Consider the following 21,571-nt stretch of genomic DNA (forward strand, 5'->3'; position numbering starts at 1 on the left):
CTCGACAGTGATAAAAAGGGTGTTAATAAATCAGCGGCTAATCATAGCCTGTTGCGAACCATTTAGGAATGGCGATGTCGTCTCATCCGCGATTCGCGCGTTCTGTTGTGGGATCAGTTGGATACTCCACCGGGCCACTGCGTGCTTCAGTAATTGCTCCGTGGTGGCATCTTGCCAACCCTCCAGTACCGGCTGACCCAACACACGCAACGCGTGCACCAGCAATGGACGCGCATCCCCCGCGGGTAAAGCGGGCGCATGATTCTGTTTCGAGAGCTTATTACCATCATCATTGATGGCCAGCGGCAGGTGCAGATAAGCCGGCACCGGCCAGCCGAACTGCTGGTAGAGCGCGATTTGACGCACCGTGGGTTCGATCAAATCTGCCCCACGAACGATTTCCGTTACACCCTGAAAATGGTCATCCACCACCACCGCCAGGTTGTAAGCAAACAGCCCATCCCGACGATGGATAATAAAGTCCTCTTCCGCCAGCGAGGGTTCGGCGGCTAAGTGACCTCGCAAGCGATCGTCAAAGCCATACACCGGCCGATGCTGACGCAAACGCAGCGCGGCGTTTTCTGCGGGGAGATGCAATTCCCGGCAGTAGCCGTCATAGAACCCCCCGAGCTGCTGAATACGACTGCGTGTGCAGGTGCAGAAGTAGCTTTGACGATGCTGTTGCAGCCAGCTCAGCGCTTCCCGGTAGGCATCATGGCGCTGCGACTGCCATAACACGTCGCCATCCCAATGCAGGCCATAGTGTTCCAGCTGTTGCAGGATGCGCGTGGCTGCGCCTGCCACTTCCCGTGGTGGATCGATATCTTCAATGCGCACCAGCCAGCGGCCTTGTTGCGCACGTGCGCTCAGATAGCTGCCTAATGCGGCTATCAGCGAACCAAAATGCAGATCACCAGAAGGAGAGGGGGCGAAGCGCCCAACGCAGGAGGAGAGGAGTGCGGTCATTTTGAGGTGCACCGCACGTCGGGAAAACAGTGGTTTTCCCGGCAGTGCGGCGACAGTCTGCTCACGGCCATTAGCCTGCCATCTGCTTCTCGCGGATTTCAGCCAGCGTTTTGCAGTCGATGCAGAGATCGGCGGTCGGACGCGCTTCAAGGCGACGAATACCAATTTCTACACCACAAGAATCACAGTAGCCGAAATCGTCGTCATCCACTTTCTTCAGCGTTTTTTCGATCTTTTTGATCAGTTTACGCTCACGATCGCGGTTACGTAATTCCAGGCTGAACTCTTCTTCCTGTGCGGCACGGTCTACCGGATCCGGGAAGTTAGCAGCTTCGTCCTGCATATGCGACACAGTGCGGTCTACTTCATCCCGAAGTTGGTTGCGCCAGGCTTCCAGAATCTTGCGGAAATGGCTCAGTTGGGCGTCGTTCATATACTCTTCGCCCGGTTTCACCTGATACGGCTCCACACCAGCGATGGCGAGGATACTCAGGGACGATGTTTTACGGTTTTGCCCTTCTTGCATGTTGTTTCTCCTGGATAACACGCCCTTCCCGTCATACTTCAGGTTGCATGTGCATTGGCTAAATGACCACCGACTGCCTGCAACGCGAATTATTAAGGGGTATATCGATTCCCATCAGGGAAAAAACAGGCCGCTATAAATAGCAGAAGCAGTCAAGGTTGGCAATTATTCATATTCGCACCTTGACAAGCCTGTGAGGAACAGCGTATTTAGCGCACCGCCCAGAACATTCCTATCACAGCAAATTGCTATAAATATTACAACTCTGCGTTAATCGTCACGGCGACGGGCTGAGTGAGTAACATTTGAGCAGGTGAAATCTGAGCCTGATACGCCAACACTTCCACTCCACAGCGTTGAGCCTGTCCCAGTAGTTCTGCGTAGTGTGCGTCGATATGGCGCGCCGGGGAGACGTCCTCAATCCCCGTATGCAGAACGGCGAACAACAAAACAGCTCGATGACCCTCTGCCGCGATAGCACTGAGTTCGCGCAGATGCTTCTGTCCCCGAGCCGTCACCGCATCCGGAAAAAAGCCTTTACCCTGCTGTAAAAGGGTGACGGACTTGACTTCAATATAGCAGTTTGATCTGCCCTCCGCTTGCAGCAGGAAGTCAATTCGGCTTTTTTCCGTACCGTATTTCACTTCAGGTTGGCAGTGGCTGTAAGCGGACAATTCTGGAATCGCGTCAAGGGTTAAGGCTTCACGCACCAGTTGATTGGCTCTGAGGGTGTTCACACAGATCCAGTGGCCTTGTTGTGTCTCGGTCAGTTCCCAGCTGTGCGGATACTTGCGCGTGGTGCTGTCTGAAGTGGAATACCACACGGTATCACCCGGTGTGGCGCAGCCGGTCATCGCGCCGGTGTTGGCGCAGTGAATGGTCAGTGTCTCACCCTCTGGTGTCACGACATCGGCAAGAAAGCGCTTATAGCGCGCGATAAGACGAGCGGGTTTTAGCGGTGGATCAAACTGCATTCAGGCTCCTGACGAAGAAGGCAATGGCCAGCGCGCCAGCCGCCGATAACGGGTGCGTCCCTGACTAAAAGTCGATGAGAACAGCGCAAAGTCACTGACATCGTAGCGCCAGTGAAAGCCGCGCGGTGGTAAGGCCACTTTTTGTGTGGCGTGGCGCAACAGGGTGATATGCGGATGAAAAGGCTGCGCACTCTGCGCGCAGCCATGTCGTGCCGCCTGAGCACGCAGCAAGCTGGCTAGCTGCAATAAGCCGCGCGGCGCACGTTGGCAGCCAAGCCACACGACGCCGGGGCGCGGCCAATGCCCCGCATCATCCAAATCCAGGCTAAAACCGGGCTGGACAATGCGCGAAGCTAACTGCTGTAACTGCTGCGAGGTCTCAGCACTGACATCCCCCAGAAACGCCAGCGTCAGATGCAGATTGGCGGCGGCCACCGGTTTTCCTGCCTCTTCTGCAAAGTGATCTGCACGCCACTGTACCAGCTGTTGCTGGAGCGGCGCGGGCAGTTCGAGGGCAAAAAACAGACGTTGTATCGACATGGTGACGTGGCCATTGAGTGCTACAATGCGCGCCATGTTAGCACAGGCAGAGTGGGAGTTAAGTGTGAGTGAATTACCGGTAAGTGAGGTGCTGCCTGCATTGCTCGATGCATTGTCTCAGTCATCACAAGTTTTACTGGCGGCACCCACCGGCGCGGGAAAATCGACCTGGCTGCCGCTGCAATTGCTACAGCAGTCGGTGTTGCCGGGGCGCATCATTATGCTTGAGCCGCGTCGTCTGGCGGCGCGTAATGTGGCGCAGCGCCTGGCGGATCAGTTGGGTGAACAGCCCGGAGCCACCGTGGGATACCGTATGCGCGGCGAAAACTGCTGCGGCCCCCATACGCGACTGGAAGTGGTGACCGAAGGCATTCTGACACGCATGCTGCAGCGCGATCCGATGCTTGAAGGCGTGTCGCTGGTGATCCTCGATGAGTTTCATGAGCGTAGTCTGCAGGCCGATTTAGCACTGGCGCTGCTGCTGGATGTACAACAGGGGCTGCGCGATGACCTGAAAATTCTGCTGATGTCCGCAACGCTGGATAACGATCGGTTGCGTCAGCTGCTGCCTGCTGCGCCTTTTATTGTCTCTGAAGGACGCAGCTTTCCGGTGACACGCCGTTATGCCTCTCTCAACCCGCAACAGCGTTTTGACGAAGCGGTGGCGCGAGAAGTGGCGCAGTTGCTGCGTGAGGAGTCGGGCTCACTGCTGTTGTTCCTGCCTGGCGTGGCAGAGATTGAGCGCGTGAAGCGTGAGCTGGAATCCCGCGTCGGTGAAGACGTGGATCTCTCTCCTTTATATGGTGCGCTCTCATTGGATGCGCAGCGTCGCGCGATTCTGCCAGCGCCCGCTGGTCGCCGCAAAGTGGTGCTCGCCACTAACATTGCCGAAACCAGTCTCACCATTGAAGGTATCCGCTTAGTGGTGGATAGCGCACTGGAGCGTTCGGCACAGTTTGATGTGCGTAGCGGCGTAACGCGCCTGCAAACGCAACGCATCAGCCAGGCTTCCATGACCCAGCGTGCGGGGCGAGCCGGGCGTCTTGAACCCGGCATTTGCCTGCATTTGCTGCCGCAGGAGCAGGCGATGCGTGCAGCGGCGCAAAGTGAACCCGAAATCCTCAATAGCGATTTGGCCGCGCTGCAGATCGATTTGCTGCAATGGGGTTGCCAGGATGCGTCACAGCTCTGCTGGCTGGACGCGCCACCGCCACGCAGCTTGCGAGCGGCACAGGCTTTGCTAACGCGCTTAGGCGCATTAGAAAACGGCAGGCTTAACGCGCGCGGCCGTAAAATGGCGACGCTTGGCAGCGATCCGCGTTTGACGGCGATTCTGTGTGCGGCACAGAGTCATGATGCCATCGCCAGTGCCGCTCTGCTGGTGGCGATACTGGAAGATCCACCGCGCAACGGTAGTGCAGATTTGCGCGATGCCCTTAATCGACCACAGCTGCATTGGCAAAGGCGCGCGCGTCAATGGCAGCAACGGTTGAATGCCAGCGATGGCCGCGTCAATCCCGATCTTTTCCCCGCATTATTGGTGGCAGGTTTTGCCGATCGTCTGGCGCAGCGGCGAGGCGAAAGCGCACGCTATCAGCTGGCTAACGGTATTGGCGCCATGCTGGATGAACAGGATGGCCTGAGCCGCTATGAGTGGTTAATCGCGCCGACCCTGTTACAGGGCGCCAGTGCCGCTGAAGCCCGCATGTTACTGGCGCTGCCGGTAGAGATAAGTGCGTTACGCCAGCAATGTCCTGAACTGGTGTCGCAGCGCATTGATGTGGAATGGGATGAAGAGAAAGGGACATTGCGCGCCTGGAAACGGGAACTCGTGGGTGCGCTGGTCCTAAAAGCACAGCCGCAGGCGCGACCGGAACCGGAGATTTTACACCCGGCGATGTTGCGCTGGATCCGCGAAAAAGGGCTCTCGGTACTCGGCTGGACCCCCGAAGCCGAACAGCTGCGCTTGCGCTTGCACTGTGCCGCGGCCTGGCTGCCGGAAGAGGCGTGGCCAGCGCTGGATGATGAGAGTTTGCTCGATTCGCTTGAACGCTGGCTGTTACCCGAGATGGGATCCGTGCGCGATCTCAGGAGTCTGCAGGGCGTCAATCTTGTCAGCGCATTATTACATTTGCTGACATGGTCACAACGTCAGCGGCTGGATACTGTGCTGCCAACTCATTACACTGTGCCGACCGGAAGTCGCCTGCCTATTCGTTACGATGCTGAAAAGCCTCCGGCGTTGGCAGTGCGTATGCAGGAGATGTTTGGTGAAGCGCAAAATCCCGCGGTGGCCGAAGGCCGCATTCCGCTGGTGCTGGAGTTGCTCTCACCCGCGCACCGGCCGTTGCAGATCACCCGTGACCTTGCAGCGTTCTGGCGGGGAGCGTATCCAGAAGTGCAAAAAGAGATGAAAGGACGCTATCCCAAACATCCCTGGCCCGACGATCCGGCCAGCGCCTTACCGACAAGGCGCACCAAGAAATTTTCATCGTGACACGCAGTGGATCGAATTCAGAGGGTTCTGCCATGCGCAGCACGAGAAAGCAGTTAGAGTAACGGCCGCAGCCGTAGCTATGCCTGGAGAATAAAAGCATGTCTGGGAACGATCGCGAACCTATTGGGCGTAAAGGAAAAGCGCCAAAGCCGCCGCGCACCACTGCGCGCCGGGGTCGCCGCAGGGAGCTTGATGATGATATCGATCAGGACGATTTTGACGAAGATGATGAGGAGAGCACACCGGTGCCACCAAAAGGTAAAGGGAAAGGAAAACGTCCGCCACGCGGCAAACGTCGTTGGTTAGGCTGGTTAATTAAGCTTTTCCTGGTCTTTGTGGTAGTGATGGTTGCCTGGGGCATCTATCTCGACTCTGAAATCCGCAGCCGCATCGACGGTAAAGTGTGGCAGTTGCCCGCCGCTGTTTACGGCCGCATGGTGAGCCTTGAGCCGGGGATGTCGTACGACAAAAAAGAGATGATTGCGCTGCTGGAAGGCACGCAGTATCGCGAAGTGTCGCGCATTACCCGCCCTGGCGAGTTTAGCGTCAAAGGCAACACCATCGATCTGCTGCGTCGTCCGTTTGATTTCCCGGACAGCAAAGAGGGGCAGATCAACGCCCGTCTGACGTTTAGCAACAACGAACTGAGCGAGATCAAAAACCTCGATACCGGGCGTGATTTTGGCTTCTTCCGCCTCGATCCACGCTTGATCACCATGCTGCAATCGCCGAACGGTGAGCAGCGTCTGTTCGTGCCGCGCGCGGGCTTCCCGGATCTGCTGGTTAGCACGCTGATCGCGACCGAAGACCGCCATTTCTACGAACACGACGGCATAAGCCCGTACTCGATTGGTCGTGCATTCCTTGCCAATATCACCGCCGGTAAAGCGGTGCAGGGCGGCAGTACCTTGACCCAGCAGCTGGTGAAAAACCTGTTCCTGACCAACGAGCGTTCACTCTGGCGTAAAGCGCGTGAAGCTTACATGGCGGTGATCATGGATGCGCGCTACAGCAAAGATCGCATCCTTGAGCTGTATCTCAACGAGGTGTACCTCGGTCAGGCAGGCAACGATCAGATCCGTGGCTTCCCGCTGGCGAGTTTGTATTACTTCGGTCGTCCGGTGGATGAGCTGAGCCTCGACCAGCAGGCGATGCTGGTCGGCATGGTGAAAGGGGCGTCGCTGTATAACCCGTGGCGCAACCCGAAACTGGCGCTGGAGCGTCGTAACCTGGTCCTGCGTCTGCTGCAACAGCAGAATGTCATCGATCAGGAGCTGTACGACATGCTGTCAGCGCGTCCGCTGGGCGTGCAGCCGAAAGGCGGGGTGATTACGCCTCAGCCTGCGTTTATGCAGATGGTGCGTAACGAATTGCAGGCCAAACTGGGCGACAAGGTGAAAGATCTCTCTGGCGTGAAGATCTTCACCACGCTGGATCCGATTTCGCAGGATGCCGCAGAAAAAGCGGTGGAAGATGGCATTCCGGCACTGAAGAAACAGCGCGGTCTGAAGGATTTGGAAACCGCGATGGTGGTAGTTGACCGCTTCAGCGGCGAAGTGCGTGCGATGGTGGGTGGTGCCGATCCGCAGTTTGCCGGTTACAACCGTGCGCTGCAGGCGCGTCGTTCCATCGGCTCACTGGCTAAACCGGCGACTTATCTCACGGCCTTAGGCCAACCCAATACCTATCGTCTGAACAGTTGGATTGCCGACGAACCGATTGCGCTGAAACAGCCTAATGGATCGATCTGGAAACCGATGAATGACGACAAGCGCTTCAGTGGCAAAGTGATGTTAGTGGATGCGCTGACCAACTCAATGAACGTGCCAACGGTTAATCTGGGTATGACGTTAGGGCTGAATTCCGTGGTTGATACCTGGACGAAGCTCGGCGTACCGAAGGATCAGCTGAATCCGGTGCCAGCGATGCTGCTGGGTGCCCTGAACCTGACACCGATTGAAGTCGCTCAGGCATTCCAGTCGATTGCCAGTGGCGGTAACCGCGCAGATCTCTCTGCGGTGCGCTCGGTGATTGCGGAAGATGGGACTGTGCTGTATCAGAGCTTCCCGCAGGCGCAGCGTGTCGAACCGGCACAGGCGGCTTATCTGACGTTGTACAGCATGCAGCAGGTCGCCGATCACGGTACGGCGCGCGCGCTGGGCGCGCGTTATCCTAATGCCCATCTGGCAGGTAAAACGGGTACCACCAATGACCTGATTGACAGCTGGTTTGCGGGCGTTGATGGCAAAGAAGTGGCCATCACCTGGGTGGGCCGCGACAATAACCAAACCTCGAAGCTGTATGGTGCGAGCGGGGCGATGCAAATTTATCGTCGCTATCTCGATAACCAGGCCCCGATGCCGCTGCAGTTGACACCGCCGGAAGATATTACGCAGATGAATGTCGATTCTGCCGGTAACTTCGTCTGTGGTTCGGGCAGCAGCACCTGGCGTTCGCTGCCAGTGTGGACGTTGGATCCTGCCTCGCTGTGCCAGCAACAGCAGCAGCAGATCCAACAGCAGCAAGAGTCGCAACCGCAGCAGCAGTCACCTCAGCAGCCGCAGAACGAGCAAAAAGATGCTGATGGCGTAGCAGGCTGGATCAAAGATATGTTCGGCAGCAAATAGTTAGCTGCAGAAAGCACAGGGCGCTTCGGCGCCCTTTTTTACGTCTGCACGATTGTTATTCGCGATCATGGATATGCACGATCTGGTCGCAAACGCACCGGCAATAGCCATTACATCTTGCGGATCTTGCAGGACTTCGCCTAAAATTCGTGCGTCTAATAATCATTCTCGTTTTCATTCGCCTGCATCGTTTCCTTTTTCGAGAGATCCTTTTTTATGAATGCGCGAAATTTCAATCCTTGTTCTGCGCGTGCTGCGACCTCCCGTCGTCCGCTCGCTTTATTGATTTCTTTAACACTGGGTACGCTGAGCGCGCAGGCGCTGGCAGAAGATACCGTGGTGGTGACCGCCAATGGCGGTAACACCGTTGCGCAGGAAAGCGCCTGGGGCCCGGCTCCTACCATTGCCGCCAAGCACAGTGCCACCGGCACGAAAACGGATACGCCCATTGAGAAAAACCCGCAGTCGGTTTCGGTGGTGACGCAGGAAGAGATGGCGATGCACGCGGTGACCAGCGTGAAAGGGGCGTTCAATTACACGGCGGGTGTGCTGACCGGTAACCGCGGTAGCTCCAGTGTGATCGATGCGCTGTCGATTCGTGGCTTTAGTGAAACCAACACCAATCAGTATCTTGATGGTTTGAAACTGCAGGGTGACAACTACTCCGAGTTTGCCATCGATCCTTACTTCCTTGAGCGTGCGGAACTGTTGCGTGGCCCGGTTTCAGTGTTGTACGGCAAGAGCAACCCAGGCGGCGTGGTGTCACTGGTCAGCAAGCGCCCGACGCAGGAAACACTGCGTGAAGTGCAGTTCCAGATGGGCACCGATAACCTGTTCTCTACCGGCTTCGATTTCGGCGGATCGCTGGATGATGACGGCGTGTACAGCTATCGCCTGACTGGTCTGGCTCGCAGTGCAGACGCGCAGCAGGATATGAACAAAGAGAAGCGTTATACCATCGCGCCTTCGTTCAGCTGGCGTCCGGATGCCAATACCCGCTTTGATTTGCTGACCTATTTCCAGAACGAGCCGGAAACCGGTTATTACGGCTGGTTACCGCGTCAGGGCACCGTGGTCGGCATTACCCGCCCGGACGGCAGCAGCTACAAACTGCCCACCAACTTTGATGAAGGCGAAGACAGCAATAAGATTTCGCGTAACACCAAATTGGTGGGCTACAACTTCGAACACAGCTTCAACGATACCTGGACAGTGCGCCAGAATCTGCGTTATGCGGAATTAAAAACGAATTATCGCAGTATTTATGGCAGTAGTTTCAATGCCGATGAACTTGAGATAAACCGTGGGTCAGCCGTTTCCGACGAAAAGCTTAATCAATTTGCTGTCGATACTCAGGCACAGGCGAAATTCGCAACTGGCGCATTGGACCATACATTACTCATGGGCGTCGATTATCAGCGTACGCGTAATGACATTGATGCGGCGTTTGGCTCAGCATTTCCTATTAGTGCGACCAATCCTCAATACGGTAACGATGCACTAGATGGTGCTGCGTTCCCTTATCAATATCTGAATCGCCAGGAACAAACTGGCCTATATACTCAAGATCAGATGGAATGGAACCGCTGGGTTCTGACCTTAGGCGGCCGCTACGATTATGCGATGACTTCAGCACTAAATCGTAATGGCAATACCGAAGTAAAAAATCACGATCAGGCTTTCACCTGGCGTGGTGGTTTGAACTATGTGTTTGATAACGGTATTGCGCCGTACTTTAGCTACAGCGAGTCCTTTATCCCTAACTCAGGCACCACGGTATCTGGCCAGCCGTTTGATCCATCGCGTGCTAAGCAGTATGAAGCCGGTGTGAAGTACGTTCCAAAAGATCGTCCGGTTGTTGTGACAGCAGCAGTGTATGAGCTGACTAAAACCAAGAACCTCACCGCCGATCCAAACAACCTTAACTTTAGCGTACAGAGCGGTGAAATCCGTTCACGCGGTGTTGAATTGGAAGCCAAGGCAGCACTGAACGCCAACATCAACATGACGGCGTCTTACACCTATACCGATGCCGAATACACTGAAGACACAGTGCTGAAAGGTAGAACACCAGTGCAGGTGCCGAAGCATATGGCATCGCTGTGGGGGGATTACACCTTCCACGAAACGGCATTGTCAGGTGTGACACTGGGTGCGGGTGTGCGTTATGTAGGTGAAAGCAAAGGGTTATATGCAGAGAATGCGCAGAATGGCAGTAACTCAACCCAAAACTTCGACGTAGCGGGTTACACCACCGTCGATGCAGCGCTGAAATATGACCTCGGCCGTTTCGGTCTGCCAGGCTCTTCTGTGGGTGTTAATATCAACAACCTGTTCGATCGTGAATACGTTGCCAGCTGCTACCGTGATTACGCTTGCTACTGGGGCGCTGAACGTCAAATCGTTGGTACTGCCACCTTCCGCTTCTGATTCGTCAGGGCGAATATGTTGTGATTTTGGGCGGCCTCAGGGCCGCCCCTTCAGAATCAAATCGGTTTTGTGCTTATTAACCAGGAATCACCATGCAGCATCCGCACCACGAAGAAACCACCTTCACGCTGGATAATGTCAGCTTTCGCGTGCCTGGGCGCACGTTGCTGCATCCACTTTCACTCACCTTTGCGCCGGGTAAAGTGACGGCGCTGATTGGCCACAACGGCTCGGGTAAATCCACCTTGCTGAAAATGCTGGGGCGTCACCATGCGGCGAGTGAAGGCCAGGTGCTGTTGAACCGCGATGCGGTGGAGAACTGGGGCAGCAAAGATTTTGCCCGCCAGGTGGCGTATTTGCCGCAGCAGTTACCGGCGGCAGAAGGGATGACGGTGCGTGAGCTGGTGGCGATTGGTCGTTATCCCTGGCACGGTGCGCTAGGGCGCTATGGTCAGGAAGATCGCGACCGCGTAGAGGAAGCGATTACGCTGGTGGGACTGAAACCGTTTGCCGGGCGTCTGGTGGATAGCCTGTCCGGCGGCGAACGTCAGCGAGCGTGGTTGGCGATGCTGGTGGCGCAAAATAGCCGCTGCCTGCTGCTGGATGAACCCACTTCAGCGCTGGATATCGCCCATCAGGTTGATGTGCTGGCATTGATTCAACGTCTCAGCCGTGAGCGCGGGTTAACGGTGATTGCCGTGCTGCATGACATCAACATGGCGGCGCGTTATTGCGACCGTCTGGTGGCGCTGCGAGGCGGCGAAATGATTGCGGAAGGCGGGCCTGAAGTCATCATGCAGGCCGATGTGCTGGGCAATATCTACGGTATTCCGATGGGCATCTTACCCCATCCACAAGGCGGTGCTCCCGTCAGTTTTGTTTACTGAGGCCTCGCCATGTTCGACATTTCACGCCGTCGCTTGCTGACGGCGCTGGCACTGACGCCACTGATGAACGTTGCCCCATTGCGTGCGGCAACGCCCGATCTGCAGCGCATCCTGGCGCTGGAATGGCTACCCGTTGAGTTACTGATGGCGCTCGGTGTATCGCCACTCGGTGTGGCTGATTTGCGCAACTACAACATCTGGGTTGGCGAGCCGATGCTATCGGCCAGCACCATCGATCTCGGCCTGCGCACCGAACCCAATCTGGAACTGATGACGCAGCTCGAACCTTCCTTAATTCTGCACTCCAACGGCTACGGTCCGGGATTGGATAAACTTGATCGCATCGCGCCGACCATGGGCTTTGATCTGAATAGCGGGGACGGTAAACCATTAAGTACTGCTCGCAAATCACTGCATGCGCTCGGTGCCCGGCTGGGACGGGAAGCGCAGGCGGTACAGCATCTGCAATTCCTGGATGAGCAGCTCGCGGCAGCGCGCGAGCGTCTTAAACCCTGGGCAGATCGTCCGGTGCTGCTGATGTCATTGATGGACAGCCGTCACGCCATCACGTTTGGCACCAACAGTCTGTTCCTCGAAGTGATGGAAATCCTTGGCCTGAGTAACGCCTGGCAGAGTGAAACCAATTTCTGGGGCAGTGCCGTGGTTGGGCTTGAGCGGTTAGCCGATGTCGGCGATGTGCAGGTGATCTGTTTTGATCACGATAACGATCGTGACATGCAGCAGGTGATGAAAACTGCGCTGTGGCAGGCGCTGCCGTTTATCCGCGCGGGCCGCTTCCAGCGTGTGCCTGCCGTCTGGTATTACGGCGCGACCTATTCAGCGCTGAAATTTGTCCGCGTGCTGGAACACGCGCTGGAGTCGCACTGATGCGCCATCGTCTCTTTCCTGTGATGCTGCTAAGCAGCATGTTTTTACTGGCGCTGGCGCTGACTTTTATCAATCTGCGTGACGCGCTGCCAACCGCGCAGTGGTCACAAGCCTTCTTTGCGCCGGACATCAACAGTATCCAACAGGTGGTATTCCATCACAGCCTGTTATCGCGTCTGGCGCTGGCGCTGTTGGTGGGGGCGGGTCTCGGATTGGCCGGTTTACTGTTTCAGCAGGTGCTGCGCAATCCTCTGGCGGAACCGACCACGTTGGGTGTGTCATCCGGCGCACAGCTCGGTATCACGGTCGCCACGCTCTGGCACTTGCCGGGTGGTGAGCTGACGCAGCAATTTGCTGCGATGGCGGGCGCAGTGCTGGTGGGCATCCTGGTATTTGGCGTAGCCTGGGGCAAACGGCTGTCACCCGTGACGCTGATCCTCGCCGGGCTGGTCCTGAGCCTGTATGCCGGCTCGGTGAATCAAATCTTTGCCATCTTTAATCACGACCAACTGCTGAATATGTTCCTGTGGAGCACCGGCGCACTGAATCAGATGGATGGGCACAACGTCGCCATGCTGTGGCCGCGTCTGCTGCTGGCTTTTGTGGTGGCGCTGGCATTGCTGCGTCCCCTGACGCTTATGGGGCTTGATGACGGCGTAGCAAAAAACCTCGGTCTGGCACTGTCTGCTGCGCGCGTCGGCGCACTCGCTCTGGCGATTCTGTTGAGTGCGCAGTTGGTGAACGTCGCCGGGATTATCGGTTTTATCGGGCTGTTTGCACCACTGCTGGCGAAAATGCTCGGAGGGCGTCGCTTACTCAGCCGTATGCTGCTGGCTCCGCTGATTGGTGCCTTGCTGCTGTGGCTGGCCGATCAGTGCGTATTGTGGCTGACCAGCCACTGGCGCGAGGTTTCCACCGGCACAGCGACCGCGTTGATTGGCGTACCGATTCTGCTGTGGCTGTTGCCGCGTTTACGTACCGGCTCGGTTCCACCGGCGATGAATATGGGTGACAAGGTGCCGGCAGAACGCCAAAAGGTGGTGCTGTGGTGTGTCATTGGCCTTGGGGTGCTGGCGCTGCTGAGCGTTATCGGCATCTCCTTTGGTCGTGATGCACACAGCTGGACCTGGGTGAGTGGCGAGATGCTGCATCAGCTGCTGCCGTGGCGTGCACCACGCGTGCTGGCGGCGTTAGTCGTGGGGATGATGCTGGGTGTTGCAGGTGCGTTGATTCAGCGTCTCACTGGCAACCCGATGGCAAGTCCGGAAGTGTTAGGCATCAGTTCCGGTGCGGCCTGTGGTGTGGTCGTGATGATGTTCTTTGTGCCGGGTGACGCCGTGGCGTGGCTGCTGCCCGCTGGTGCATTAGGCGCGGCGCTGACGCTACTGGTGATTATGCTGGTCGCCAGTCGCGGAGGTTTCTCACCGGAGCGTATGTTGCTCGCGGGCATGGCGCTCAACAGTGCCTTTGTCACCTTGCTGATGGTGCTAATGGCGAGTGGCGATCCGCGCATGGGCGGCCTGCTGAGCTGGATTTCCGGTTCAACTTACAACATCAATATGCCGCAGGCAGTGCAAAGCGCCGTGGTGGGTATCGTATTCATTGCGCTCGCGCCACTGGCGAGCCGCTGGCTCACACTGCTGCCGCTGGGTAGTGCGACGGCACGTTCAGCAGGGATGGCATTAACGGGTTCGCGTCTGGCCCTGCTGCTGCTGGCGGCGGCGTTAACGGCCACGGCGACCTTGACCATCGGCCCGTTGAGTTTTGTCGGTTTGATGGCGCCGCATATCGTGCGCATGCTGGGGTTCAGGCGCGCATTACCGCAGGTGTTGATGGCGGGATTATTAGGTGGCGGATTGATGGTGTTTGCAGACTGGTGCGGCAGGATGCTGGCGTTCCCGGATCAGATCCCTGCAGGTTTAATGGCGACCTTCTTCGGCGCGCCGTATTTTATCTGGCTGTTGCGTCGCGCATAAATGCGCAAGCTACGGCATTCGGAGCCTGTAAAGCGGCTGCGGATAAATGCGCAAGCTACGGCATTCGGTGCCTGTAAAGCGGCTGGGGATAAATGCGCAAGCTACGGCATTCGGTGTCTGTAAGGCGGCTGCGGATAAATGCGCAAATTACGGTAATAGGTGTCTGCGGAGCAGCAGCGCCTAAGGGACAGACGTGCACATCAATGCAGGGGCGCCATTCATGGCGCCCGCTAATGGCCTACAGCTTCGCGAAACTGCGGCGTGCCGCATCAATGGTGCGCTGAATATCTTCCTGGCTGTGTGCCAGTGACATAAAGCCCGCTTCAAAAGCAGAAGGTGCGAGGTAAACGCCTTCTTCCAGCATCAGGTGGAAGAAGCGCTTAAAGCGCTCAACGTCGCATTTTGTCACGTCGGCATAGCAAGTTACGCTCTCGGCATCGGTGAAGAAAATGCCGAACATGCCGCCAACGTGGTTGATCACCAGCGGAATGTTTTCTGCTTTTGCTGCTGCCAGCAAGCCTTCAGACAGTTGAGTGGTGAGGTCGGTCAGGGTGCTGTGCGTGCCTGGTTGAGCAATCTGCGTCAGACAAGCAAAACCGGCCGCCATGGCAATCGGGTTACCGGAAAGCGTACCCGCCTGGTAAACCGGCCCCGTTGGCGCCAGTGCAGCCATCACATCACGACGACCACCAAATGCGCCCACCGGCATGCCGCCACCGATGATTTTGCCGAGGCAGGTCAGATCCGGCGTCACATCGTAATAAGCCTGAGCACCACCCAGCGCCACGCGGAAGCCGGTCATCACTTCATCGATAATCAGCAGTGCGCCAAATTCATCACAGAGTGCGCGCAGGCCCGGCAGGAAGTCTGGCTGCGGAGGGATGCAGTTCATGTTGCCGGCAACCGGCTCAACGATGATACAGGCGATATCGTCAGGATACTGCTCGAAGGCTTCACGCACAGACGCCAAATCGTTATAGGTGCAGGTCAGGGTGTGTTTAGCGAAATCAGCGGGAACACCCGGAGAATTTGGTTGGCCCAGGGTCAACGCGCCGGAACCGGCTTTCACCAGCAGGCAATCTGCGTGGCCGTGGTAGCAGCCTTCAAATTTGATGATTTTATCGCGATGGGTGAAGCCACGGGCCAGACGGATGGCGCTCATGGTGGCTTCGGTGCCGGAGTTCACCATACGCACCATGTCCATACTTGGCACCAGCTCACACACCAGCTCGGCCATTTTCACTTCCATTTCGGTTGGGGCACCGAAACTTAAACCACGAGATGCCGCTTCAATCACCGCATTGCGGATATTGGCGTTGTTATGCCCCAGCACCATTGGGCCCCATGAACCGACATAGTCGATGTAGGCTTTGCCATCGGCGTCATACAGATAAGCGCCGTCGGCGCGTTCGATGAACAGCGGCACGCCGCCCACACCGGTAAAAGCACGTACCGGGGAGTTCACACCGCCAGGGATCAGGCGTTGCGCTTCGGCATACAGGTTTTCTGACTTACTCATTGCTCGGCTCCTGCTGTTCTGGAAAAAAATTCTGGCGCCATTCTAAGGGAAGAGTCGCCTGATTAGAAAGGCAAGCGGGTGCGAAAGCCTTTTAAAGCTATACTTTAGCGCAGCGCAGGCGGCACACAGTGTCAAGCGCAGTACTTGATTGCACTGGGCGGCTGGCAGATAATAGCGGAATTAAGGTCGTTTTCTGACCTGGACGTTTACCCGGAGTAAAACATGAGTGACGACGTAGCAGCGCTGCCTTTGCAATTCACTGAAGCAGCAGCGAAAAAAGTAAAAAATTTGATCGCGGATGAAGAAAATCCAGAGCTGAAACTGCGCGTGTACATCACCGGTGGCGGTTGCAGTGGATTCCAGTACGGTTTTACGTTTGACGATCAAATGAATGACGGCGACATGACCATTGAAAAGCAGGGCGTGGCGCTGGTTGTTGATCCAATGAGCCTGCAGTATCTGGTGGGCGGTTCGGTTGATTACACCGAAGGTCTTGAGGGTTCACGTTTTATCGTGACAAACCCGAACGCGAAAACCACTTGCGGTTGCGGCTCTTCCTTCAGCATCTGATCCCTTTTCTGACCGCCGTTCTGGCGGTCAGAACTCTACCACTCAACAGTCACTAATCGTGACGTCTCACGACGCTTCGCATCGCTTTTTAGCACGCTTTCGGTCACGCGCGGCTGTGCACTGAAGTGACGTCCACAATCAATCGATGGCAGTGTTTGTTCGCTTTGGCGTGAGATATCGCAGCGGGAAAAGAGTGTCAGCGTGACGGCAATAGAGCCGGTGGAGGTCGCCGCGCCAATTGGCGCAGCCATCGCGAGCCCTATGGCCAGGAGCAGTGCTCTGGTCATTGATAATTCCTGGTGAAGTCAAAAGTTGCGCGTTGCGCAAAAAGGGCACTGAGCATACGTGGCCGCAGTGCCTTGTATTTTGATTTTCGACAATTTTTGCTGGATCTTTAATCTTTTTTGGTGCTATTTTTCGCCGGATGTAAATCTGCACACAGCTGTTTGGCTGCCAGCAGGATACGCGGACCCGGTCGGCTCAGCCAGTCATCGTTAATGGCAATCACCGGCACCGCCAGTTGTGGCTGCCAGAATTTCACAATATTCGCGGCTTGCGCACGGTCACCGCCAATCACAATCGCCTGGGGATGACGCGCCAGCACTTGCTCACGGCTCACCTGTGGCCAGCTTACGCGACTGTCAGCAAAGATATTTTTACCGCCACACAGCGTGATCACTTCGTTTTGCAACGTATTACGCGATGCAGTAAACAGCGGCTGTTGACCAAACTGCAAAAACAGGGGGATCGGCGTGCGTTGTTGATACTGTTGACGCAACTCATCCTCTTGCTGGCGCAGCGCCTGTGCGGCAGCCGCCGCCTGCTGAGGCTGTGGACTCCACGATTTGAGCGCTGCTAGCGCATCAATCATCTGATCAATGGTCTGCGGATCAATCCATTCGACTTTAATGCCCAGACGTTGCAGTTGATCGATCTGCCGCTGCGGATTGCCGCCGCGCCAGGCCAGCACCACATCCGGTTTCAGTTGCAGGATGCGTTCAACGTTGATGCCCTGCCAGTTTGCCACCTGCTCTAGCTGTTGGGCCTGCGCCGGAAAATCTGAATAGGCGCTGACCGCTACCGGCGTAATGCCTGCAGCGAAAGCCAGTTCGGTGAGATAGGGCGATAGCGTGATAACGCGCGGGGCAGCGGCAAACAGGCTATTGCCGATCAGCAATAGCCCCAGCAGCCAATATTTAGCCACGCGCCAGTTGTGCCAGCAGGTTTTCAACCATCAGCGACGATTGCTTAGCGGCAACAACCAGGAACTCATCAAAGCTCAGGTGGGATTCTTTGTCCGCGACATCGGAAATTGCACGCACCACAACAAACGGCACCTTGAACTGGTGGCAAACGTGACCGATGGCGGTGGCCTCCATTTCCACGGCGATCGCCTGTGGGAAGGTGGTGCGAATGCGCGCCAGTGGCTCAGCACCGTTGATGAAGGCATCACCGCTGACCACTAAACCGCGCACCGCGTTGAGATCCAGCTGCTTAATCACCTGCTCTGCAGCGGCGATCAGTTTTTCATCCGCCACAAAGGCTGCCGGGCAACCGGCCATCTGACCCGGTTCGTAACCAAATGCGGTAACGTCGGCATCGTGATAACGCACTTCATCGGAGACCACGATATCGCCCACTTTCAGTGAAGCGGCCAGACCACCCGCAGAGCCGGTGTTGATCACCAGGTCGGGTTTGCACAGCTCCAGCAGCAGGGTCGTGCCGAGCGCCGCCGCGGTTTTACCGATGCCTGATTTCAGCAGAGCAACCTCAACACCGTTCAGCGTGCCGGTATAAATTTCACAACCAGCCAGCGTCAGCGTCTGACGGTTTTCGATTTTGTCACGCAGCAGGGTGACTTCCTGCTCCATCGCGCCAATAATGCCTGCTTTCATAAAGAATCTCGCTGTAGTTATGGATGTAAAGCTTAAAAGTGAGGCATAGTCTACCATGGCTGGCAGAGGATGAATTCACCAAAAAATAAGGGGTAATGATGGCGCCGATCAATTTCAAAAATAAGATCAGTTTCACCCGCCCTTATACCAGCCGCAAAGATCCTGAGGGCGAATACTTTATTACACGGCACTTTGAGAGTGACCGTGGCCGCATCATCAATTCTGCCGCGATCCGCCGTCTGCAACAAAAGACTCAGGTATTTCCACTGGAGCGTAATGCAGCGGTGCGGTCACGTTTGACCCACTCGCTGGAAGTGCAGCAAACCGGGCGCTATATCACCAAAGAGATCCTGCAATACCTGAAAACGCAGGGCGGCGGACTGGCACATTACGGGCTGGATGAGTTTGAAGGCGCGTTTGAGAGTCTGATCGAGATGGCCTGCCTGCTGCATGACGTGGGTAATCCGCCGTTTGGTCACTTTGGTGAAGCCGCCATCAATGACTGGTTTGACGACAATCTGCCTCTTGAACTCGTTGACCCGCTGGTGGCGGGCGTGGCAGATGAGCATCAGCGCGCCGATTTTAACCAGCTAAATGCAATGATTCGTCAGGATTTGTGCCACTTCGAAGGCAATGCACAGGCGATTCGCCTGGTGCATACGCTGCTGCAGCTCAATCTTAGCTATGCGCAAGTGGCCTGTATTTTAAAATATACCGCCCCCGCATGGTGGCAGGGCGATAAGCCGGCAGAATTTAGCGTGCTGATGAAAAAGCCGGGTTTTTATTTGTCCGAGCGTGAATATGTGGCTGACTTACGCGCAGCCACCCATATTAAAGAGCATCATCGCTATCCACTCACCTGGATTATGGAAGCCGCTGACGATATCTCATACTGTATTGCCGATTTAGATGATGCGGTCGAAAAAGACATTTTTGATGTTGAGACCTTGTATAAGTCTCTGCTTAAAGCCTGGGGGACGGTAAATAGTGGTGATGCGTTCAGTCGCACAGTGAGCGAGGCATGGAAAGAAGCCAACCAGAAAAAACGCCGTAGCCTGAGCGATCAATTTTTCATGTCCTTACGAGTTAACGTGCAAAATGTGTTGGTTAGCCATGCCGTGCGCCGTTTTGTCGATAACCTTCCAGCTATTTTTGAAGGGAACTTCAATCATGCGCTGCTGGAAGATGACGGTGATGAAGGCCGTCTGTTGAAATTATTTAAAACCGTGGCGCGCCAGCAGGTATTTAATCATCCAGAGGTTGAACAGCTCGAATTACAAGGTTATCGGGTGATAAAAGGGCTGCTGGAAATCTATCAGTCATTAATGTTGCTGGATTATGAACAATTTACTACGCTGATGAACGACGATTTTCTGCCGAAATATCCGATTGAAACGCGACTGTTTCATAAGCTTTCAGGAAAACATCGAAAAGCTTATCAGCAGCAGATGCGGGCACTGATTGTCGAGCATAAATATCAACGCTTGTTGTGGGAGCGTTATTATCGTTCGCGGTTGATTCAGGACTATATCAGCGGGATGACAGACAATTATGCCTGGGATGAGTATCGTCGTTTGATGGCCGTGGAATAAGCTGAGTTTTGTAAAGATGAAGAATAAATTTTTACCTTTGCCCAAAACTTCATTAGGAACTTCGCGCTAAAAACTTAATCTCACCATCACGACCACAGCAATGGTCTGGCCGTAAATCTTAGAGAGACACAGACAAATGAAAAAAAGCACATTAATGTTAAGTGCGCTGGCGCTTAGTCTGGGCATGGCATTGAGCCCTGTCAGTTTCGCGGCGGAAAGTGCTTCCTCCTCGAACCAACAGTTGCCAAGCCTGGCGCCGATGCTGGAAAAAGTGATGCCTTCCGTGGTGAGTATTAGCGTTGAAGGCAGCACCACGGTGAAAACCCCACGCATGCCGCAGCAATTCCAGCAATTTTTTGGTGATAACTCGCCATTCTGCCAGGACGGTTCGCCATTCCAAAGCTCGCCAATGTGCCAGGGCGGCGGTGATGGTAGCCAGGGCGGTGACAACGGCGGCGCCAACACCCAACAGCAAAAATTCCGTGCACTCGGTTCGGGTGTCGTGATTAATGCCGATAAAGGCTATGTCGTCACCAACAACCATGTGGTGGATAACGCCACCAAAATTCAGGTGCAGCTGAGCGATGGCCGTCGCTATGACGCCAAAGTGATTGGTAAAGATCCGCAGTCTGATATCGCTCTGATTCAACTGCAGGACGCGAAGAACCTGACGGCGATTAAGATCGCTGATTCCGATGACTTACGCGTCGGTGATTACACGGTCGCGATAGGTAACCCGTATGGCCTCGGTGAAACGGTGACCTCCGGTATTGTTTCTGCACTGGGTCGTAGCGGCCTTAACGTCGAGAACTACGAGAACTTTATCCAGACCGATGCCGCCATCAACCGTGGTAACTCTGGTGGTGCGCTGGTGAACCTGAACGGTGAGCTGATCGGGATTAACACCGCGATTCTGGCACCAGACGGCGGCAATATCGGTATTGGCTTTGCTATCCCAAGTGCGATGGTGAAAAACCTGACGGCGCAGATGATCGAGTATGGCCAGGTTAAGCGTGGCGAGCTGGGTATTATGGGTACCGAGTTAAACTCGGAGCTGGCGAAAGCGATGAAAGTCGATGCCCAGCGTGGTGCCTTTGTTAGCCAGGTTCTGCCTAACTCAGCAGCGGCAAAAGCGGGTGTGAAAGCTGGCGATGTCGTGGTGTCGATGAATGGCAAACCGTTGACCAGTTTTGCCGCGCTGCGTGCAGAAGTGGGCTCACTGCCAGTGGGCACCAAACTGCAGCTGGGTCTGTTACGTGACGGTAAACCGGTGACTATCACGGTTGAACTGCAGCAGAGTTCGCAGGAAAAAGTGCAGTCCGCCACTATCTACACCGGCATTGAAGGTGCCGACCTGAGCAACATCGACAGCAACGGCCAGAAAGGCGTGCGCGTGGATAATGTGAAGGCGGGCAGTGCTGCAGCGCGTATTGGTCTGAAGAAAGGTGATGTGATTATGGGCGTTAACCAGCAGGCGATTGCCAACCTTGGTGAACTGCGCAAAATTCTCGACACCAAACCGTCTGTGCTGGCCCTGAACGTGCAGCGTGGTGACAGCAGCCTCTATCTGCTGATGCAGTAAGTCTTAGATAATTGAGTACAGGCGAGCTTCGGCTCGCCTTTTTTGTTTTTGTCAGGCAGAACTGCGCCATTGGCTAGCATCAACACCATTTTAGTGTGGTCC

General features: G+C 55.7%; 17 protein-coding genes. 9 read left to right on the forward strand and 8 right to left on the reverse strand.

Translation table 11 applies throughout. The annotated features are described in order from the left end of the window. Positions 1-30: 30 nt before the first annotated feature. The 4 genes from gluQRS to thpR form a co-directional block, all read right to left on the reverse strand. The gene (gene gluQRS / locus ACCW76_RS11280; RefSeq protein WP_436338569.1) at positions 31-966 is read right to left on the reverse strand and encodes a tRNA glutamyl-Q(34) synthetase GluQRS; all 936 of its coding nucleotides are present in this window, start codon (positions 964-966) and stop codon (positions 31-33) included. Positions 967-1,036: 70 nt separating this feature from the next. After that, the gene (gene dksA, locus ACCW76_RS11285) at positions 1,037-1,492 is read right to left on the reverse strand and encodes an RNA polymerase-binding protein DksA (protein WP_034829547.1); all 456 of its coding nucleotides are present in this window, start codon (positions 1,490-1,492) and stop codon (positions 1,037-1,039) included. 257 nt (positions 1,493-1,749) lie between these two features. Further along, complete coding sequence (gene sfsA / locus ACCW76_RS11290) at positions 1,750-2,466, reverse strand: DNA/RNA nuclease SfsA (RefSeq protein WP_166934101.1); 717 nt, start codon at positions 2,464-2,466, stop codon at positions 1,750-1,752. Next, complete coding sequence (thpR, locus tag ACCW76_RS11295; RefSeq protein ID WP_038648981.1) at positions 2,467-3,006, reverse strand: RNA 2',3'-cyclic phosphodiesterase; 540 nt, start codon at positions 3,004-3,006, stop codon at positions 2,467-2,469. Positions 3,007-3,031: 25 nt separating this feature from the next. Here thpR and hrpB point away from each other — a divergent pair, with 25 nt between their 5' ends. From hrpB to fhuB, 6 genes are all read left to right on the forward strand, one after another. Beyond that, on the forward strand, positions 3,032-5,503 hold the full coding sequence (hrpB, locus tag ACCW76_RS11300; protein ID WP_436338570.1) for an ATP-dependent helicase HrpB: 2,472 nt from the start codon (positions 3,032-3,034) through the stop codon (positions 5,501-5,503). Positions 5,504-5,601: 98 nt separating this feature from the next. Then, positions 5,602-8,130 (forward strand): bifunctional glycosyl transferase/transpeptidase, encoded by a 2,529-nt coding sequence (mrcB, locus tag ACCW76_RS11305; protein ID WP_436338571.1) that lies wholly within the window; start codon positions 5,602-5,604, stop codon positions 8,128-8,130. A 216-nt stretch (positions 8,131-8,346) separates the two neighbouring features. After that, positions 8,347-10,560, forward strand: coding sequence for a ferrichrome porin FhuA (gene fhuA, locus ACCW76_RS11310; RefSeq protein ID WP_436338572.1), 2,214 nt, complete (start codon positions 8,347-8,349; stop codon positions 10,558-10,560). A 92-nt stretch (positions 10,561-10,652) separates the two neighbouring features. Further along, positions 10,653-11,447, forward strand: coding sequence for a Fe3+-hydroxamate ABC transporter ATP-binding protein FhuC (fhuC, locus tag ACCW76_RS11315; protein ID WP_160868774.1), 795 nt, complete (start codon positions 10,653-10,655; stop codon positions 11,445-11,447). Positions 11,448-11,456: 9 nt separating this feature from the next. Continuing rightward, complete coding sequence (gene fhuD / locus ACCW76_RS11320; protein ID WP_436338573.1) at positions 11,457-12,335, forward strand: Fe(3+)-hydroxamate ABC transporter substrate-binding protein FhuD; 879 nt, start codon at positions 11,457-11,459, stop codon at positions 12,333-12,335. After that, positions 12,335-14,311, forward strand: a complete 1,977-nt coding sequence (gene fhuB, locus ACCW76_RS11325; RefSeq protein ID WP_436338574.1) for a Fe(3+)-hydroxamate ABC transporter permease FhuB — start codon at positions 12,335-12,337, stop codon at positions 14,309-14,311. Before fhuD ends, fhuB begins: the two co-directional genes overlap by 1 nt. Positions 14,312-14,549: 238 nt before the next feature. Here the strand turns inward: fhuB and hemL are convergent, their stop codons facing one another. Then, positions 14,550-15,830 carry a glutamate-1-semialdehyde 2,1-aminomutase gene (gene hemL / locus ACCW76_RS11330; protein ID WP_038648963.1) on the reverse strand — a complete coding sequence of 427 codons (1,281 nt, stop codon included), beginning with the start codon at positions 15,828-15,830 and terminating at the stop codon, positions 14,550-14,552. A 222-nt stretch (positions 15,831-16,052) separates the two neighbouring features. On the opposite strand from hemL, the gene erpA reads away from it, so the two are divergent. After that, a complete protein-coding gene (erpA, locus tag ACCW76_RS11335; protein WP_034829523.1) occupies positions 16,053-16,400 on the forward strand; it encodes an iron-sulfur cluster insertion protein ErpA in 348 nt (115 codons plus the stop codon). Positions 16,401-16,435: 35 nt separating this feature from the next. On the opposite strand, the gene ACCW76_RS11340 is transcribed toward erpA, so the two are convergent. The 3 genes from ACCW76_RS11340 to mtnN form a co-directional block, all read right to left on the reverse strand. Further along, positions 16,436-16,687, reverse strand: coding sequence for a hypothetical protein (locus ACCW76_RS11340; RefSeq protein ID WP_436338575.1), 252 nt, complete (start codon positions 16,685-16,687; stop codon positions 16,436-16,438). Positions 16,688-16,794: 107 nt separating this feature from the next. Next, a complete protein-coding gene (btuF, locus tag ACCW76_RS11345; RefSeq protein ID WP_436338576.1) occupies positions 16,795-17,604 on the reverse strand; it encodes a vitamin B12 ABC transporter substrate-binding protein BtuF in 810 nt (269 codons plus the stop codon). Continuing rightward, positions 17,597-18,295 carry a 5'-methylthioadenosine/S-adenosylhomocysteine nucleosidase gene (gene mtnN, locus ACCW76_RS11350; protein ID WP_045813812.1) on the reverse strand — a complete coding sequence of 233 codons (699 nt, stop codon included), beginning with the start codon at positions 18,293-18,295 and terminating at the stop codon, positions 17,597-17,599. Before mtnN ends, btuF begins: the two co-directional genes overlap by 8 nt. Before the next feature lie 98 nt (positions 18,296-18,393). Between mtnN and dgt the strand changes: the two genes are divergently transcribed. Next, positions 18,394-19,887, forward strand: coding sequence for a dGTPase (gene dgt / locus ACCW76_RS11355; protein ID WP_038648953.1), 1,494 nt, complete (start codon positions 18,394-18,396; stop codon positions 19,885-19,887). A 136-nt stretch (positions 19,888-20,023) separates the two neighbouring features. Next, positions 20,024-21,469 carry a serine endoprotease DegP gene (gene degP, locus ACCW76_RS11360; RefSeq protein ID WP_038648951.1) on the forward strand — a complete coding sequence of 482 codons (1,446 nt, stop codon included), beginning with the start codon at positions 20,024-20,026 and terminating at the stop codon, positions 21,467-21,469. Positions 21,470-21,571 lie beyond the last annotated feature (102 nt).

The organism is Pantoea sp. C8B4, assembly GCF_051336905.1.
GTDB lineage: Bacteria > Pseudomonadota > Gammaproteobacteria > Enterobacterales > Enterobacteriaceae > Pantoea > Pantoea rwandensis_B.

Bases quoted from the DNA above. Each gene is read 5' to 3' on its own strand.
- hrpB (WP_436338570.1), top strand. From the start codon at position 3,032: ATGCGCGCCATGTTAGCACAGGCAGAGTGGGAGTTAAGTGTGAGTGAA.
- sfsA (WP_166934101.1), bottom strand. From the start codon at position 2,466: ATGCAGTTTGATCCACCGCTAAAACCCGCTCGTCTTATCGCGCGCTAT.
- degP (WP_038648951.1), top strand. From the start codon at position 20,024: ATGAAAAAAAGCACATTAATGTTAAGTGCGCTGGCGCTTAGTCTGGGC.
- hemL (WP_038648963.1), bottom strand. From the start codon at position 15,830: ATGAGTAAGTCAGAAAACCTGTATGCCGAAGCGCAACGCCTGATCCCT.
- mrcB (WP_436338571.1), top strand. From the start codon at position 5,602: ATGTCTGGGAACGATCGCGAACCTATTGGGCGTAAAGGAAAAGCGCCA.
- mtnN (WP_045813812.1), bottom strand. From the start codon at position 18,295: ATGAAAGCAGGCATTATTGGCGCGATGGAGCAGGAAGTCACCCTGCTG.
- erpA (WP_034829523.1), top strand. From the start codon at position 16,053: ATGAGTGACGACGTAGCAGCGCTGCCTTTGCAATTCACTGAAGCAGCA.
- dgt (WP_038648953.1), top strand. From the start codon at position 18,394: ATGGCGCCGATCAATTTCAAAAATAAGATCAGTTTCACCCGCCCTTAT.
- ACCW76_RS11340 (WP_436338575.1), bottom strand. From the start codon at position 16,687: ATGACCAGAGCACTGCTCCTGGCCATAGGGCTCGCGATGGCTGCGCCA.
- dksA (WP_034829547.1), bottom strand. From the start codon at position 1,492: ATGCAAGAAGGGCAAAACCGTAAAACATCGTCCCTGAGTATCCTCGCC.
- fhuD (WP_436338573.1), top strand. From the start codon at position 11,457: ATGTTCGACATTTCACGCCGTCGCTTGCTGACGGCGCTGGCACTGACG.
- gluQRS (WP_436338569.1), bottom strand. From the start codon at position 966: ATGACCGCACTCCTCTCCTCCTGCGTTGGGCGCTTCGCCCCCTCTCCT.
- fhuC (WP_160868774.1), top strand. From the start codon at position 10,653: ATGCAGCATCCGCACCACGAAGAAACCACCTTCACGCTGGATAATGTC.
- fhuB (WP_436338574.1), top strand. From the start codon at position 12,335: ATGCGCCATCGTCTCTTTCCTGTGATGCTGCTAAGCAGCATGTTTTTA.
- thpR (WP_038648981.1), bottom strand. From the start codon at position 3,006: ATGTCGATACAACGTCTGTTTTTTGCCCTCGAACTGCCCGCGCCGCTC.
- fhuA (WP_436338572.1), top strand. From the start codon at position 8,347: ATGAATGCGCGAAATTTCAATCCTTGTTCTGCGCGTGCTGCGACCTCC.